General features: G+C 62.8%; 11 protein-coding genes. 5 read left to right on the top strand and 6 right to left on the bottom strand.

Annotation, left to right across the window (positions count from 1 at the left end):
* Positions 1-336 precede the first annotated feature (336 nt).
* On the bottom strand, positions 337-3432 hold the full coding sequence (locus tag ACE3OH_RS08815) for an efflux RND transporter permease subunit (RefSeq protein ID WP_374350973.1): 3096 nt from the start codon (positions 3430-3432) through the stop codon (positions 337-339).
* Positions 3433-3512: 80 nt separating this feature from the next.
* Positions 3513-4721: an efflux RND transporter periplasmic adaptor subunit gene (locus ACE3OH_RS08810; protein ID WP_374350971.1), complete on the bottom strand. Its 1209-nt coding sequence runs from the start codon at positions 4719-4721 to the stop codon at positions 3513-3515.
* Between the two features lie 331 nt (positions 4722-5052).
* Here ACE3OH_RS08810 and ACE3OH_RS08805 point away from each other — a divergent pair, with 331 nt between their 5' ends.
* The 5 genes from ACE3OH_RS08805 (at position 5053) to ACE3OH_RS08785 (ending at position 14196) form a co-directional block, all read left to right on the top strand.
* Positions 5053-7059 (top strand): M13 family metallopeptidase, encoded by a 2007-nt coding sequence (locus tag ACE3OH_RS08805; RefSeq protein WP_374350969.1) that lies wholly within the window; start codon positions 5053-5055, stop codon positions 7057-7059.
* A gap of 54 nt (positions 7060-7113) precedes the next feature.
* Positions 7114-8001 (top strand): DoxX family protein, encoded by an 888-nt coding sequence (locus ACE3OH_RS08800; RefSeq protein WP_374350967.1) that lies wholly within the window; start codon positions 7114-7116, stop codon positions 7999-8001.
* A 2-nt stretch (positions 8002-8003) separates the two neighbouring features.
* Complete coding sequence (locus tag ACE3OH_RS08795) at positions 8004-10028, top strand: M13 family metallopeptidase (RefSeq protein WP_374350965.1); 2025 nt, start codon at positions 8004-8006, stop codon at positions 10026-10028.
* A 20-nt stretch (positions 10029-10048) separates the two neighbouring features.
* A complete protein-coding gene (locus ACE3OH_RS08790) occupies positions 10049-12061 on the top strand; it encodes a M13 family metallopeptidase (RefSeq protein WP_374350961.1) in 2013 nt (670 codons plus the stop codon).
* Between the two features lie 116 nt (positions 12062-12177).
* Positions 12178-14196, top strand: coding sequence for a M13 family metallopeptidase (locus ACE3OH_RS08785; RefSeq protein WP_374350959.1), 2019 nt, complete (start codon positions 12178-12180; stop codon positions 14194-14196).
* 37 nt (positions 14197-14233) lie between these two features.
* Here ACE3OH_RS08785 and ACE3OH_RS08780 read toward each other — a convergent pair whose 3' ends face one another.
* The 4 genes from ACE3OH_RS08780 to ACE3OH_RS08765 all read right to left on the bottom strand — a co-directional run.
* Positions 14234-14974: a substrate-binding periplasmic protein gene (locus ACE3OH_RS08780; protein WP_374350957.1), complete on the bottom strand. Its 741-nt coding sequence runs from the start codon at positions 14972-14974 to the stop codon at positions 14234-14236.
* Positions 14971-15615: a hypothetical protein gene (locus ACE3OH_RS08775; protein WP_374350955.1), complete on the bottom strand. Its 645-nt coding sequence runs from the start codon at positions 15613-15615 to the stop codon at positions 14971-14973. Before ACE3OH_RS08775 ends, ACE3OH_RS08780 begins: the two co-directional genes overlap by 4 nt.
* Before the next feature lie 12 nt (positions 15616-15627).
* Complete coding sequence (locus tag ACE3OH_RS08770; protein WP_374350953.1) at positions 15628-16365, bottom strand: DsbC family protein; 738 nt, start codon at positions 16363-16365, stop codon at positions 15628-15630.
* 27 nt (positions 16366-16392) lie between these two features.
* Positions 16393-17432, bottom strand: a 1040-nt coding sequence (locus ACE3OH_RS08765; protein ID WP_374350951.1) for an FAD-dependent monooxygenase, incomplete at its 5' end; no start/stop codon positions are given.

The following is a 17432-nucleotide window of genomic DNA, read 5'->3' as shown; positions in this document are numbered from 1 at the left end:
TACGGTGTGGTACGGGGGGGGCGCGGGGGTACCCCGCGGGCGCGCCTTCTTTGCTGACTTTCTTGGCAAGACAAGAAAGTCAGGCGGCTGCGGGACGCAATCCCGCCCAAAACACTCGCGCCGCAGGCGCACAAAACCAAGGCCTTGCATTCGGCGCAATACGCTTCGCCCTTATCTCGCCCTACGCGCTGCCGCATGAAGAGGCCCTGCCCGGCATTCGGAGATAGCGGCGGGGCTCGATTGCAATCCGCCCCGACTACGCCCCCTCCTACCCCCCTTTGAAAGGGGGAGGAGCAGGTCTATCCGGCCGGCATGCGGCTAGGCAGCGGGGCTAGCTCAGACCATGCCTTCCGCCTGCTTGCCCCGCCCGAGCCGCTTTACCCGCTCGCTCAGGCCATCGAAGAACAGGTAGAGCACCGGAGTGATGAACAGGGTGATCAGCTGCGAGAACAGCAGGCCGCCGACGACCGCAAGGCCGAGTGGCTGGCGCAGTTCGGCGCCTGCGCCCCAGCCGGCGGCGATGGGTACGGCGCCCATCAGGGCAGCCAGGGTGGTCATCATGATGGGGCGAAAGCGCAGCAAGCAGGCCTCGCGGATCGCCTTCACCGGGTCGGTCTCGCCCTGGTGGCGGGCTTCGATGGCGAAGTCGATCATCATGATGGCGTTTTTCTTGACGATGCCGATCAACAGCAGGATGCCGATGGTGGCGATCAGGGTCAGGTCGATATTGAACAGGCGCAGCGTCATCAGGGCGCCGACCGCGGCTGACGGTATGCCGGCCAGAATGGTGATCGGGTGGATATAGCTCTCGTACAGCACGCCGAGCAGCACATAGATCACCCCCAGCGCCAGCAGCAGCAGGGCAAGCTGATTACCCTGGCTTTGCTGGAATACCGCCGCATCGCCCCCCAGGCTGCTCAGCACCGAAGCGGGCATGTTCAGCTTGTGGCGGGCGTTGTCGAAATGCTTGAGCGCCTCGCCCAGCACCGCACCCGGCGCCAGATTGAAGGAGATGGTGACCGATTGCAACTGGCCCTGGTGGTTGACCGCGGTCGGCCCCACGGTGCGCTGCACGCTGGCAAAGGCCAAGAGCGGCACCAGCGCGCCGCTCTTGCTGCGCAGCTTGAGCCGGGCAAAGGCAGTTTCGTCGCTGCGATAAGGGTCGTCCAGCCGCATGATCACCTGGTAGGCATCGGTGGCTGTATAGATGGTGCCGACCTGGCGCTCGCCGAATGCCGCATACAGGGTGTCGCGCAGGGTCTGCATATCGATGCCGAGCGCGGCGGCGCGGTCGCGATCGATCTTCAGCGAGGCCTGCAGGCCATTGAGCTGGGCGTCGGAGGTGACATCGCGCAATAGCGGATCATCGCGCAGGGTGCGCAGCAACTTGTCCGACCAGAAATACAGCTCGTCGGCCTGCACGCTCTGCAAGGTGTACTGGTAGCGCGCCTTGCTGGGCCGCCCGCCCAGACGCAGATTCTGAGTCGGGTTGAAATACACGCGCAGGCCGGCGATGCCGCCCACCGATTTGCGCAGGCTTTCCACCACCTCGCTCATCTTCGGTCGTTCGGATTTCGGCTTGAGGGTGATGAACATGCGCCCGGTATTGCTGGAATTGTTGCCACCACCTACGGCCGATACCAGATAGGCCACATGCGGATTGTCGCGTACCCGCGCCTCTGCCTGGCGGTGCAGCGCCATCATCGACGGGTAAGAGATATCGAGCGACGCTTCGGTGCTGACCTGGATCTGGCCGATATCCTCTTCCGGGAAAAAACCCTTGGGGATGATGTAGAAAAACCAGCCGGTCAGCGCAAAGGTCAGCAAAGCCACCCCCAGTAGCACGGCACGGCGGCGCAGCGCCCAATCAAGGGTGCTGCGGTAGCTGCCGAGCAGCGCATCGAAGCCGCGTTCGAACAGGCGGTTCAGTGCATTGGCCGGCTGGTCGTGCGCCTCATGCTTGAGAAAGAAGGCGCACAGCATCGGAATGAGGGTGAGCGAGGACACCGCCGACACCAAGATCGCCAGCGACACCACCACGGCGAATTCATGGAACAGCAGGCCGATCACGCCGGGCATGAAAAAGATAGGGATAAACACCGCCACCAAGGATAGCGAGATCGACACGATGGTAAAGCTGACTTCGCGCGCCCCCTTGATCGCCGCCTCGAACGGTTTCATGCCCTGCTCGATATAGCGGACGATGTTTTCCAGCACCACGATGGCATCGTCCACCACCAGGCCCACCGCCAGGGTGATGCCCAGCAGGGAGATATTGTTGAGCGAGTGGCCGAGCCAGGCCATCAGGGCGAAGGTGGATACCAGCGAGATCGGCAGGGTCAGGGTCGGGATCAGCGTTGCCACCGCGCGGCGCAGGAACAGGAAGATCACCAGCACCACCAGCAACACGGTCAGGCCGAGGCTGATGTTCACATCGTGAATGGAATCGCGGATCGAGGTGGAGCGGTCGCTCAGCTGCTGCACCTTTACCGAGCCGGGCAGCTGCGCCGACAGCCGTGGCAAGGCCTGGCGTATGGCATCGACCACCGCCACGGTATTGGCATCGGGCTGGCGCTGGATGGCCAGCACAATGCCGCGCTCGCCCATGATCCACGAGGCGGCAGTGAGGGTTTCCACGCTATCCTCCAGCCGGGCGATATCACGCAGCCGCAGTGGCCCGCCATTGCGCCAGGCCACCACCACCTCGCCGAACTGGGCGGCATTCTTCAGCTGCTTGTTGGCGCTGATGATCAGCTGCTGGCGCTGGCCATCGAGATAGCCGACCGGGCTGTTGGCATTGGCAGCACGAATGGCGCTGCTCACCTCGCTCAGCGCCAGATTGGCCGCCGCCAGCTTGTCCGGGTCGACACTGACCCGTACCGCGAATTTCTTCTGCCCGAAGATATTCACCTGGGCCACGCCGGAAATGGTGGCGAGATTGGGGCTGATCAGGTTCTCGGCATAGTCGTTCAGCTCCGACAGTGGCAGCGAGGGCGAGGTAAGTCCGATCAGCAGGATGGGCTGGTCGGCCGGATTGACCTTGCGATAGCTGGGCAGCGAGGTCATATCGGCGGGCAGCTCGCGCTGGGCGCGCAATAGCGCGGCTTGCACATCGACCGCTGCTTTGTCGATATCGCGGCCTTCGGCAAACTCCAGCGAAATCTGTGTCGCCCCCTGGCTGGAGGTCGAGGTAATGGTGTTGACCCCGGCAATGATGGAAAACTGCTTTTCCAGCGGCGTGGCCACCGACGAGGCCATGGTCTCCGGGCTGGCGCCGGGCAGAGAGGCATTGACGCTGATGGTGGGCGTATCGAAAGAAGGCAGCGCGGCAATCGGCAACAGGCCGTAGGCATAGATGCCGAGCAGCACCGCCGACAGCGACAGCAAGGTGGTCATCACCGGGCGGCGGATGCAGAGTTCAGAGATATGCATAGTGGCAATCGATTCTGCCTGCCGGCGGCACCGGCAGGCCTACAGTGGCGACGGGGCAAGCGCCCCGCCCTAAAGACCTGTCAGGCACCCTTGGCGGGTTTGGCTTCAGCAGCTGGCTTGGCGCCGTCCGGCTGGGCGCCGGTTGCCTTGCGCTCGCCCGCCTTGCCGGCCTCCGGCTTGGTTTCGACCACCTTGCCGCCCGGCCGCAAGTTCTGACCGCCTTCGGCCACCACCTTCTGCTGACCGGCCAGACCGGTGACGACACCGAACTGCTTGCCGTCGCGGCTCAATACCCGCGCCAGTGCAATCGGCTGGCGCTTTACCGTGCTGTCGGCGGCCACCACATAGACAAACTGCCCGTCCGGCCCGGTCTGCACCGCACCGATCGGCAACACCACAGCCTGCTTGTCCACCCCGAGCGCCACTGCCACCCGCACGAAGGCGCCGGGCCACAGGCTGCGCTGCGGGTTGGCGAATTCCGCCTTGACGCGAATGGCGCCGGTACTGGCATCTACCGCGTTATCGATAAACACCAGCTTGCCATCGAGCGGCTTGCCGCCATCGGGCAAAGCCTGGGCTGGCACCACACCGGCGGCCTGCGCCGCCAGCAGCCGGCTCAGTTCGCGCTGCGGCAGGGTAAAGCTGACATCAACCGGATCAAGCTGATTCAGGCTAAGCATGGGAGCGGCCATACCCGGCTGCACCAGCGAACCCTCGTGCACATCGATGGCGCCGACCCGGCCGGCGAACGGGGCCACCAGGGTCTGGTAGCCCAGCGTTACCCGGCTACCATCGCGCGCCGCCTGGTTGGCGGCCAGGGCAGCGCGTAGCGCATCCACACTGGCCTGGCTGCTATCCACCGCCCCCTGCGCCACAAAGCCCTTGCGCAGCAATTCGCGGCTGCGCGCCAGGCTGCGCTCGGCATCGGCCAGCTGCGCCTGTATCTGCGCCACCTGCGCATCGCCCTGAGCGGTGCGCGCCGCATCGGCGCGGCCATCCAGGGTAAACAGCAGCTGGCCGGCCTTCACCTCCTGCCCTTCGCGCACATGCACCTGCCGCACCGTGCTGGCCACCTGCGGGCGGATATCCACCTGCTTGTGCGATTGCACCAGGCCTTGCGCCTCGAGGCGCACTGGCACATCTTCGCTATGGCTCAGTGCCACCACCACCGGCACCGGTCGGGTGGCGGCCGCAGCATCGGCTGGTTTGCTTGCGGGTTTGAAGGCGGCATAGGCGACGACGGCAACAACAGCACCACCGAACAGCCAGCCTGCGGCATGACGGATCATCGGGTATCTCGTTAGGCAGTTGAAACGGTTGCGGGCGGCGCGCAAACGCCTGGCCCAAGAGCGCGTAAAAGAGCCGTGTCCGGCCTCGTGCTCGCACAGATAAGCGCGGCGAGTTTAGCACCGGCAAGCGCGTGCAATCCTGTCGCATTTGTATAAAAACATTGCCTCGATCAGCCCTGGCTCTGGCTTGGCGGCTTCATCGCCGCCTGTGCCCGATTCGTCACAGCCGGCTGCCATTCGTCACAGAATGCTGGTCATCCCCCATTTACCCGTGGCATAAGGCCGGCTTCGCTGCCGGCATGCCGGCGGCTGTCCAAATATGGGGATTACTATGCAGCTGCGTCATCTTGCCTGTGTCATTGCCTGTGCTTTTCCAATGGTGGCCTCGGCGCTGACTTCCGGCATCGACAAGAAGAACTTCGATCCGAAAGTGCGTATCCAGGACAATCTGTTCAAGGCAGTCAATGGCGCCTGGCTGAAGACGGCCGAGATCCCGGCTGACCGCACCTGGTGGGGCGCCTTTGCCGAGCTGCGCGAGACCTCGGAAAAGCGGGTGCGCGACATTATCGAGAAGGCCGCCAATGAGCCGGCCAGCAATGTCGAGGCGCGCAAGATTGCCGACTTTTACGGCAGCTTTATGGATGAAGCAGCGGTAGAGAAAGCCGGTATCGCCCCGCTCAAGCCCCTGCTGGAGCGCATCAATGCCATCGGCGACAAGCCGGCGCTGGTGGCCGAATTCGGCAAATTGCAGGCGCTGGGCGTCAGCTTGCCGCTCAATATCGGCACCAATGTCGATTACAAGGATTCGAGCCGCTATCTGCTCAGCGTGGTGCAATCGGGCCTCGGCCTGCCCGATCGCGACTACTATCTGCAAAAAGATGCGCGCATGGCCAAGGCACGTACGGCCTACCTCGGCTACCTGACCAAGCTGTTTACCCTGGCCGGCCATAGCGAAGCCGAAGCGCGCCAGAAGGCCACCGCGGTCATGGCCTTGGAAACCAAGCTGGCCACCGCCCAGTGGAGCAAGGTGGAAAACCGCGATCCGGAAAAAACCTATAACAAGCTCGACCGCGCCGGCCTGGCCAAGACCGCCGCGTTTGACTGGAACGCCTTTCTGGCCGCTGCCGAGATCAAGGACGACGCGGTCAATCTGAACCAGCCCAGCTATGCCAAGGCCATGGCCGAGCTGATCAATGGCGAATCGATCCAGGTATGGCGCGACTATGTCAGCGCCCATGTGCTGGACCGTTTTGCACCGGTGTTGCCACAAGCCTTTGTCAATGCCCACTTTGCCTTCCACGAACAGGACATTGCCGGCGCCAAGGCGCTGAAGCCGCGCTGGCGCCGTGGCGTCGCCCTGGTGGAAGACAACCTCGGCGAAGTGGTCGGCCAGCAATATGTAGCGCGCTACTTCACTGCCGAAGCCAAGAGCCGCATGGATACCCTGGTCGCCAATCTGATGAAGGCCTATGCGCAAAGCATCGACAAGCTGGCGTGGATGAGCCCGGAAACCCGCAAGCAGGCGCAGGACAAGCTGTCCAAATACATGGTGAAGATCGGCTACCCGAGCAAGTGGCGCGATTACAGCGGCCTTGAGGTAAAGGCGGGCGACTTGTTCGGCAACTTCGTGCGCGGCAGCGAGTTCGCCTATCGCTACGATATCGAGCACCTGGGCAAACCGGTGGATCGCAGCGAATGGGGCATGACGCCGCAAACGGTGAACGCCTACTACAACCCGAGCCTGAACGAAATCGTGTTCCCGGCCGCCATCTTGCAGCCGCCGTTCTTTGATGCCAATGCCGACGATGCGGTCAATTATGGCGGCATCGGTGCGGTGATCGGCCATGAGATCAGCCACGGTTTCGACGACGAAGGCGCCCGTTTCGACGGCAACGGCAATATGCGCGAATGGTGGCTGGATATGGACAAGAAGGCCTTCACCGGCCTGACCAGCCGGCTGGTGGCACAGTACAACGCCTATGCGCCGCTGAAGGGCCGCTATATCAATGGCAAACTGACCCTGGGCGAGAATATTGCCGACCTGTCCGGCCTGCAGATCGCCTACAAGGCCTACCGCCTGTCGCTCGATGGCAAGAGCGGCGAGACGCTCGATGGCTTTACGCCGGATCAACGCTTCTTTATCGGCTTTGCCCAGGTATGGCGTGAAAAGAGCCGCGACAAGGCCACCTTGCAAGGCCTGGTGACCGATCCGCACTCGCCGTCGGAATTCCGCGCCATCGGCGCCGCCGTCAATAGCGATGCCTTTGTCGAGGCCTTCCAGGTGAAGCCCGGTGACGGCATGTTCAAGGCACCGGAGCAGCGCATCCGCATCTGGTAAGCGCTGGCGGGCTGGCCTCAGCGCCAGCCCGTGCCTTGTCCCTGGGGGCCGAAAATGAGCCAATGGCTGCACAACTTCCCGTTTATCGCGCAGCGGCACGCCTTGCTGCTTCTGCGCCTTGCCCTGGCGGCGGTTTATGCCGGCCATGCTGTCATGCGGCTAGTGACACCTGGCTACTTCAGCCAGATTGGCGGCTTTCTCGCCGGTTTCGGCCTGCCCTATGGCCAGGCCATTGCCTGGCTGGTGACCGCGTTTGAATTGATCGGCGCCCCCTTGCTGCTGCTCGATCGCGGCACCCGCTGGGTGGCAAGCGGCTTGTTCCTGATCAGCGCGGGCAGCATGTTGCTGGTACAGTCGCACGCCGGCTGGTGGGTGGCCGAATATGGCGACGGCGGCATGGAGTTCAGCTTTGTGCAGTGCGCACTCTGCCTGTTCCTGGCCAGCCAGGCGCGTACTAGCCACCGTGCTGCCCAGCCTGGCTCGCTGCAATGGCATATCGCTCATTTCCCCTATGTAAAACCGCAGCAGGGCTATGCCATCCTGCGCACCGCGCTGGCACTATTCTTCATGATCCACGCCGCATCCCGCTTTACCGAGGCTGACTATTTCAAAGGCCTGGGTATCGGCCTGAGCGAATTCGGCATGCCCTTCGCCTACCAATTGGGCATTGCCGCCACCTGCATCGAGCTGGTTGGCGGCAGCCTGCTCATCCTCAACCGTTTTGCCAAATGGGTGGCGCTCGGCATGTTCGGCATCAGCACGGTGGGCATCGTCTTCATCCACCTCAAGCTTGGCTGGTTTGTCGGCGAATTCGGCAATGGCGGCGCGGAATTCAGCGTCATGCTGTGCGCCATCTGCCTGGCCATTGCGGCGATCGATCGAGACAGTCGATCAGGCAAACGCGCCCCCTCTCAACCTCTCACTGAAAGCCCCGTGCATTGACCATGCTGAAACCCTGGCTTTTCGCCATCGCCCTGAGCGCCCCCGGCGCCATTGCTGCCGACATACTTTCCGGCATCGACAAATCCGCCTTCGACCCCGCTGTGCGCATCCAGGACAATCTGTACCAGGCGGTGAATGGCGCCTGGCTGCAAAAAACCGAGATCCCGGCTGATCAGGCCCGCTGGGGGGCCATCAGCGAGATGCGCAGCCGCACCGAGCATCGGGTACGCGAACTGATCAAGGCCTGCGCCGCCAAGCCGGACGATGCGACCAAACGACAAATCGCTGATCTGTACGCCAGCTATATGGACGAGGCGCGCGTCGAGCAACTGGGTATCGCCCCGCTGCAGCCGCTGCTCGATGCCGTGGCTGCCCTGCAAAGCCGCACAGATCTGCTGAAGCTGATGGGCGACTGGCAGGCGCTCGGCATCAATCTGCCGCTGAACCTGAGCCTGAGCCAGGATGCCGACGATGCCAGGCAGTATCTGCTCAGCCTGCACCAGGGCGGTCTCGGCCTTCCCGACCGCGATTACTACCTTGGCCAGGACGAGCGATTCAGCCAAGCGCGACAAGCCTACCGGCAGTATCTGCACACCCTGTTTGTGCAAAGTGGCAGCAAGCCCGAGCAGGCAGGCGCGCAAGCCGATGCCGTGCTGGCGCTGGAAGGCCGCCTGGCCAAGCTGCACTGGAGCCGGGTGGAAAGCCGCGATGTGCAAAAAACCCATAACAAGCGCGATCGCGCCGGCCTGGCCGCGCTGAGCCCGGCGCTGGACTGGGCGCCGTGGCTCGATGCTGCCGGTGCTGCGACTGCCGCCAAATTCAATATCACCCAGCCCAGCTATGTCAGCGCGCTGGCCGAACTGATCGGCAAGGGCGAGCCGCTTGATGCCGATCTGGCAGTGTGGCGCGACTATCTGCGTGCCCGCTTGCTCGACCATTTTGCCGCCTTGCTGCCCAAGACCTTTGTCGATGCCCGCTTTGCCTACCGCGAGCAGACCCTGGCCGGCGCCAAGTCCGCCAAGCCGCGTTACAAGCATGCCACGGCGATGGCCGAAGCCGCCTTGGGCGAGGCCTTGGGCCGGCTCTATGTCGAACGGCATTTCAACGAGGCATCCAAGGCGCGCATGGAAGTGATGGTCGCCAATCTGATCAAGGCCTACGACCAGAGCATCGACCAGCTCAAATGGATGAGCCCGGCCACCAAGGCGGCGGCCCGGCAAAAGCTTGCCCAGTATGGCGTGAAGATCGGCTACCCGAGCCAATGGCGCGACGACGGCGGCCTCGACATCCGCGCCGACGACCTGATCGGCAATGCCATGCGCAGCGCCCGCTTTGACTACCGTTACAAGCTCGGCAAGCTGGGCAAGCCGGTCGATCGCGCTGTCTGGCATATGACACCGCAGACGGTGAACGCCTATTACAGCCAGAGCATGAACGAGATCGTGTTCCCGGCCGCCTTCCTGCAGGAGCCTTATTTCAATGCAGCGGCCGATGATGCAGCCAATTACGGCGCCATCGGCTCGGTGATCGGCCATGAAATCAGCCATGGTTTCGACAGCCGAGGCAGCCAGTTCGATGGCGACGGCAATCTGCGCAACTGGTGGCAAAGCGATGACCGCCAGGCCTTCGACGCCCTGACCAGCCAGCTGGTACGCCAGTACGATGGCTATATGCCGATCGCCAACCGCCATATCAACGGCCAGCTCACCCTGGGCGAAAACATTGCCGACCTGTCCGGCATGCAGATCGCGTTCAAGGCCTACCAGCTCAGCCTCAACGGCAAGCCGGCTCCGGTGATCGACGGTTTTACCGGTGAGCAGCGTTTCTTTATCGGCTTTGCCCAGGCGCGGCGCGACAAGCGGCGCGATGAGACCATGCTGCAGCAGCTGACCACCGACCCGCATTCGCCATCCGAATTCCGCGCCATCGGCGTGGCGGTGAATAGCGATGCCTTTATGAACGCCTTTGATGTCAAACCCGGCGACGGCATGTATAAACCGGCCGCCGAGCGTCTTCGTATCTGGTAAACCCCACACAGGATCTGACCATGAAACTGCAGCAGTTGATTTATGCCGCCTTCCTCGCCGCACCGTTTGCCGCCCATGCCGAATTGTCGTCGGGCATCGACAAAAGCAATTTCGACCCGAGCGTGCGCATCCAGGACAATATCTACAAGGCAGTGAATGGTGGCTGGGAAAAGCGCACCGAGATTCCTGCCGACCAGACCCGCTGGGGCGCCTTTCTGGAATTGCGCGATCTGTCCGAGCAACGCGTACGCACCCTGGTCGAGGGCGCCGGCAAGCAGGCCAATGATGCCAATGCACGGCAGATTGCCGCGCTATACGCCAGCTTCATGAATGAAGCCCAGGTCGAGAAGCTCGGTATCGAGCCGCTCAAGCCCTGGCTGGCCAAGGTGGATGCCATCAATAGCCAGGCTGATCTGGTCAAGGTGCTTGGCGCCTTGCAGCAGCAGGGGGTGCGTCTGCCACTGAATATCGGTGTCGGGCTGGATGCCAAGGATTCCAGCCGCTATCTGCTCGGCGCCCGTCAGGGTGGACTTGGTGTGCCGGACCGCGACTATTACCTGGTGGATGACCCGCGCTTTGTGAAGGCGCGCGAAGCCTACCTCAACTATCTGACCAGCCTGTTCACCCTGGCCGGCAGCAAGAAGGAAGCTGCCGCCAGCCAGGCCGCTGCCGTGGTGGCACTGGAAACCCGCTTGGCCAAGCTGCAATGGAGCCGCGTGGAAAACCGCGATCCGCAAAAGACCTACAACAAGATGGATCGCGCTGGCCTGAAGGCCCTGACCCCGAATCTGGACTGGACCGCCTTCCTCGAAGCAGCCGGCGCCAGCGCGGCCAGCGAGGTGGATATCGGCCAGCCGACCTATTTCAAGGCACTGGACGGCATGCTGGGCAGCGAATCGCTGGCGGTATGGAAGGACTATCTGCGCGCACGCGTGCTCGACCATTTCGCCCCGGTATTGCCCAGCGCCTTTGTCGAGGCCAGCTTCGCCTATCATGACCAGGCCCTGGCCGGCGCCAAGGAAAACCGCCCGCGCTGGAAGCGTGGCGTGGCGCTGGTGGAGGCCAATCTGGGCGAATCGGTCGGCAAGCTGTATGCCGCGCAATACTTCCCGGCCAGCGCCAAGGCACGCATGGAAGAACTGGTCGGCAATCTGATGAAGGCCTATGGCCAGAGCATCGACAAGCTCGGTTGGATGAGCCCTGCTACCAAGGCTGCAGCCAAGGAGAAGCTCGCCCACTACGGCGTGAAGATCGGTTACCCGAACAAATGGCGCGACTACAGCGCGCTGACGCTCAATAGCGATGATCTGTTCGGCAACTTCGTGCGTGGCGCGCAATTTGCCCATCGCTTCGATCTCGCCCGCCTGGGTAAGCCAGTCGACCGCGATGAATGGTTTATCACCCCGCAGACGGTGAATGCCTATTACAGCGCTGAAATGAACGAGATCGTGTTCCCGGCCGCCATCTTGCAGCCACCATTCTTCAACGCCAGCGCCGATGATGCGGTGAACTACGGCGGCATCGGCTCGGTGATCGGCCATGAGATCAGCCATGGCTTCGACGACCAGGGCAGCCAGTTCGATGCGCGCGGCAATCTGCGCAACTGGTGGCAGGAGGATGATCGCAAGGCATTCAGCAGCGTGACCGAGCGCCTGGTCACCCAGTACGACCAGTACATGCCCATCCCCAATCGCCACGTCAACGGCAAGCTGACCCTGGGCGAGAATATCGCTGACCTGTCCGGCTTGCAGATCGCCTACAAGGCCTACCAGCTGAGCCTCGGTGACAAGCCGGCCAAGGTGATGGATGGCTTCACCGGCGAGCAGCGCTTCTTTATCGGCTTCTCGCAAGTGTGGCGCAGCAAGGTGCGTGAAGAGCGCGCCCTGCAGATGCTAAGCAGCGATGTGCACGCACCTTCGGAGTTCCGTCCGATCGGCGCTGCAGTCAATAGCGATGCCTTTGTTGCCGCCTTTGGCGTGAAGCCGGGCGATGGCATGTTCAAGCCGGAACAGGAACGCATCCGCATCTGGTAAGCCAGCAACGGCAAACACCCGGCCCTGCGCCGGGTGTTTGACTGCGGCTGTCCGCTTACGTCTACACTCCCCGTTGTGACTCAATCAGCTTCTTGCGGCCAGTGCCGCGCCCTATCATGAAGACAAGCCCGCTACTGTGCGCTGCCCTGCTGGCAGTGCCGCTCCTTGTTCGGGCTGAGCTTGCCTCCGGCATCGATAAACGCAATTTCGATCCGTCGGTGCGCATCCAGGACAATCTGTACCAGGCAGTCAATGGCGGCTGGGTGGCGAGAACCAGCATTCCCGGTGATCAGTCGAGCTGGAGCGCCTTCCAGGAATTGCGTGACCTGTCCGAGCAGCGGGTGCGGCAGATCATCGAAACCGCCGCCAACCGCAAGGACGATGCCAATGCGCGGCAGATTGCCGCTCTGTACGCCAGCTTCATGAACGAGGCCGAGGTGGAAGCACGCGGTATCGCACCGATCCAGCGCTGGCTGGATCAGGTCGATGCCATTGCCAGTACCGACGATGTAGTCAAGACACTGGGGGCATTCCAGCAGCTGCGCATGTATCTGGCCATCAGCGTCGGTGTCGACCAGGACGCACGCGATTCCAGCCGTTATCTGCTGCACGCGCTCGGCAGCGGGCTGGGGCTGCCCGATCGCGACTATTACCTGGTGTACGACCCGCGCTTTACCAAGGCGCGCAATGCCTACCGCCTGTATCTGAACCAGCTGTTTGCCCTGGCGGGCAGCACAGCGAGCCAGGCCGCCCGGCAAAGCCGCATGGTAATGGCGCTGGAGACCCGGCTCGCCGAAGCGCAATGGAGCCGCGCCGACAACCGCGATCCGGTCAAGACCTATAACAAGCTGGACCGCCGTGCCTTGGCGAAGCTGACGCCGCATATCGACTGGGACGATCTGCTGCAGGCAGCCGGAGCCGGGGAACAAGCCGCCAATGAAATCAATATTACCCAACCCAGCTACTTCGCCACCTTCGACACCCTGTTGAGCAAGGAACCACTGGAAGCATGGAAGTGCTATCTGCGTGCCCGGGTGCTCAACCACTTTGCGCCCTATTTGCCGCATGCCTTTGTCGAGGCCAATTTTGCCTTTCGTGGCCGGGCGCTATCCGGCGCCCGAGAAATCCGCCCGCGCTGGAAACTCGGTGTCGCCCTGGTCGAGCGCAATCTGGGCGAGCTGGTCGGCAAGCTGTATGTACAAGCGCACTTTCCCGATAGCGCCAAGGCGCGCGTACAGGCACTGGTCGACCATTTGCTGGATGCATATGGACGCAGCATCGACGGCCTTGCCTGGATGAGCCCTGCCACCAAGGCAGCCGCCCGCGACAAGCTGGCGCACTACCGGGTCAAGATCGGCTACCCGGACAAATGGCGCGACTTCAGCAAACTGGAACTGGATGCGAACGACCTGATCGGCAATCTCGGCCGTGCGGCGCAATTCATCCACCTCGCCGAAATGCGCCAGCTCGGCAAGCCGGTTGATCGCGACGAGTGGCTGGTCGCACCTCAGACCGTCAATGCCTACTACAACCCCACCCTGAACGAAGTCGTATTTCCCGCCGGCCTTCTGCAAGCGCCACTATTCAATGCAGAAGCAGATGATGCGGTGAATTACGGCGGAATCGGCTCGGTGATCGGCCACGAGATCAGCCACGGCTTTGATGATGAAGGCAGCCAGTTTGACGGGCGCGGCAATCTGCGCGACTGGTGGTTGTCCGACGATCGACAGGCATTCGGCAAGTTGACCGGACAATTGATCGAACAATATGGTCAATACCACCCGCTGCCTAACCGACCGATCAATGGCAGGCTGACCTTGGGCGAGAATATCGCCGACGTGGCGGGGCTGCAAATCGCGTTCAAGGCTTACCAGCTGAGCCTGGGTGGCCAGCCCGCGCCGGTGATCGACGGCTTTACCGGCGAACAGCGTTTCTTTATCGGCTTTGCCCAGATCTGGCGCAGCAAGGCGCCGGAAGAATACACCCTGCAGCAACTGACCTCCGACCCGCACGCCCCCTCACCGTATCGCCCGGTTGGCGCAGCAGTGAATAGCGATGCCTTCATGCAGGCATTCGACGTCAAGCCCGGTGATGGCATGTACAAGCCCGAATCGGCGCGTATCCGCATCTGGTAGGGCCGCAAGCACCGCTATCGGCGCAGCTGGCTATCCGCTACTTCAGCAGGCCACCATAGTCTTGGTACTGCCGCTCGATTGCCGCATATTCGCCACTGGCAAGCAGCGCATCGAGTCCGGCATCGAAACGGTCACGCCAGGCGGTGTCGCGAAATGCCACCCGGTAGCGGGTGGGCGGGAAGATATCGTAGCTGCGCAGCGGCTTGGTGGTATCGAGCTGGGTGGCAACCTGGCGGTTGAAGTAACTGATGATGCGTATATCACCCACCACCACATCGATGCGCCCGCTGAACAGCAGGCGGTTGCGCACGATCTGTTCTGCCTCTTCGCGGTATTGTGGATTGGATTCGGCCATCTGCTGGAACTGCGGCCCGAGCAGGTTACGCGCCCGCTGGAAAGCACTGACCGAATACGCCCCGAGATCGGCAATGCTGCGAATTTCCAGGCCGCGCGATGCCAGGGCCACCGCGACATTGTGATACTCGATATAGGGCTTGGAGAATGACGCCGCCAGGCCGCTTTGCTCATGGGTAGTGGCAATGGCATCGATCTTGCCGGCCGCCATGATGCGATGCTGGCGTTCCATGGGCGCAAAGCTGGGCTCGATCTGAAAACCGGCGCGTCGGGCGGCAGCGGCGATGATGTCGTATTCCAGCCCGCGCTTTTCGGTCTCGAAAATATAAGGCGGCTTATTGGTGCCAAACCCCACCCGCAACACCTCGGCATGCAGCTGTGCGGCATACAACAAGGCGAGCAGCCAGAGCAGGGCAGGCTTCATGGGGTGGGCGCAGTAGGGGGAACAGCTGCATTATCGGCGCCTGCCGGCAAATTGCCACAATTGCCGAAGCAAACTTCCAGCAGCTTGCGACTCTTTACCAGGCGGCCTCCACGCACTGCCGGGCTATAGCGTGCCTGACGGAATGCGGCGATCTGGGTATCCAGCCGCAATGTGGGCGGATTGGCCTCCAGCACGACCACCTCATCGACCTTGCCTGCTTCGTCGATACGCAACTCCAGCAAGGCGCGCCCATCTTGCAGCGGGTTGAGCGGGTCATCATCGAGCGCGATCGGCTCTTGCGGCTTGGCGCTTACATCGACTTCCGGTGCCGGGTAGTACACCGGGTCGGCATCGGGCGCCAGGGCGGCGATCCAGTCTGGCAGGCTGCTGGCCTGTATCGGCGGCACCTCGGGCTGATAGGCCGGCGGCGGCGTCTGCTCCGCCGCCTTGGGGCTGGGCGGCTTCGCCTTCACCAAGGTGGAAGTCGAATACAGCCGGATACCGACGCGCAATTCGCTTACCCGTGCCGGCGGCGGCCGCTGCGGGCTGCCGCGATGCGGTGCCTGCGGCAAGGCCAGCCACAGGCCATGCCACAGCAGCGAAGCAAGGAGCGCAAGGGCTAGCCTAGCCTTGGCACCCATGGTTACCTTCGATCAGGGTTTCTTGGCGACCAGCTTGGCCTCGAAATCGGGCGCTTCCATGGCACCCGAGGCCACTTCGCCACTCTCGAACACCATGGTCGGCGTGCCGTTGATGCCAAGCTTCTCGCCGAGCTTGGCCAGCTCGGCCACCGGAGTCGGGCAGCTGCCATCATTGGCCGGCAATTTGCCGGCGGTGATCCACTCTTCCCAGCTCTTTTGCTTGTCTTGCGCACACCAGATCAGATTGGACTTGCGCGTGGCATCCGGGTGCAGCTGGGTCAAGGGCAGCAGGAAGGTGTAGATGGTGACATTGTCGAGCTTGGCCAGGGTATCGCGCTCCAGCTTCTTGCAGAACGGGCAGTCCGGGTCGGAGAACACCGCCACTTTGCGCGAACCATCGCCCTTGACCAGTTTGAGCGCCTGATCGAACGGCAGTTTGTTGAAGTCCGTGCGGGACAGTTCACGCATGCGCTCCTCGGTCAGGCTGGCACGACGCTTCATGTCCACCATATCGCCCACCAGGATGTAATCGCCCTTGGCATCGGCATACACCACCTGACGCGGCGCCAGCACCACCTCGTACAAGCCTTTCAGCGGGGTCGGCCGCACGCTTTGCACGGTGCGACCATTGAACTTTTTGCCCAGCTCGGTCTTGATGGCGCCGAGATCCGGCTCGCCGGCGGCATCGACGCAGGCAGTCATGGCCAGGCCGGCAAGGGCGATGGCAAGGCATTGAGCAATACGATTCATGATGAATTCCAGAATGATGAAAATCGGTTATTGAAATGCCTGCCGCATCAAGCTGCGCTTGATCGGGCCAGCACGGTTGGTAAGACTCAAGCCTGCATTGCGCAAGCGGGCACTCAAAGCATCGCTGCGACCGAACAGTTTTTGCAGGCCATCACACAGGGTTTGCATCAGCAACACATCCTCGGCGCGGCCACGCGCATAGCGCGCCAGCAACAGGGCATCACCCGGATCTGGCCGGCCTGTTGCCTTGGCTGCTGCACCATTGAGCACCTCGGCCAGTACCTTGACATCGCCAAACCCGAGGTTGACGCCCTGCCCGGCCAGCGGATGCACGGTATGTGCGGCATCGCCCACCAGGGCAAGCCGCTGGCCCACCGCCGAGGCAGCGCGCCCCAGCACCAGCGGGAAGGCCGCAGCCGGGGTCAAGGGAGTGAACTCTCCAAGCGCATAAGCGCCGGCTGCCGCAACCCGCACAGCCAGTTCGGCGGGTGGCAAAGCACAAAGTTCAGCGGCATGTGCATCATCGGTCGACCAGACAATGGAAATCTGTCGCCCCGGCAAGGGCAGCCAGGCGAGGATGCCGTCGCCACGAAACCACTGGCGCGCCATATCGGCATGCGGTTTTTCGCAGCGGAAATTCGCCACCACGCCGCGCTGCTGATACGGCCAGCGCTTGAAATCGATGCCGGCTTGCTGCCTTAGCCAGGACTGGGCGCCATCGGCCGCCACTGCCAACCTGGCACGCAGGCTGCGACCGTCGGCCAGGGAAAGGGTGACCGCCTTGCCGGCAAAGTCCACAGCGGTCAACTCGGCAGCGGTGAACAAGCTGGCGCGCCCTTGCAACGCCGCCCACAGGCTGGACTGCAGGCTGCGGTTCTCCACCGTGGCGGCCAGCTGCTCACTGCCGAGGTCCAGCGCATCGAAACGGATCGCACCGCCAGCATCGCCGCGCACATCCATGACGCGGATACGACCCAGGCGCCCTTCCGGCAACTGCCAGCCGCCGATCGCCGCCAGGGTGGCCTGGCTGCCGGGGCTGATCGCATAGACGCGGTTGTCCCAGTCAT

Source organism: Chitinimonas sp. (assembly GCF_041904975.1).
GTDB lineage: Bacteria > Pseudomonadota > Gammaproteobacteria > Burkholderiales > Chitinimonadaceae > Chitinimonas.
This window is presented reverse-complemented; position numbering and strand designations above follow the sequence as displayed.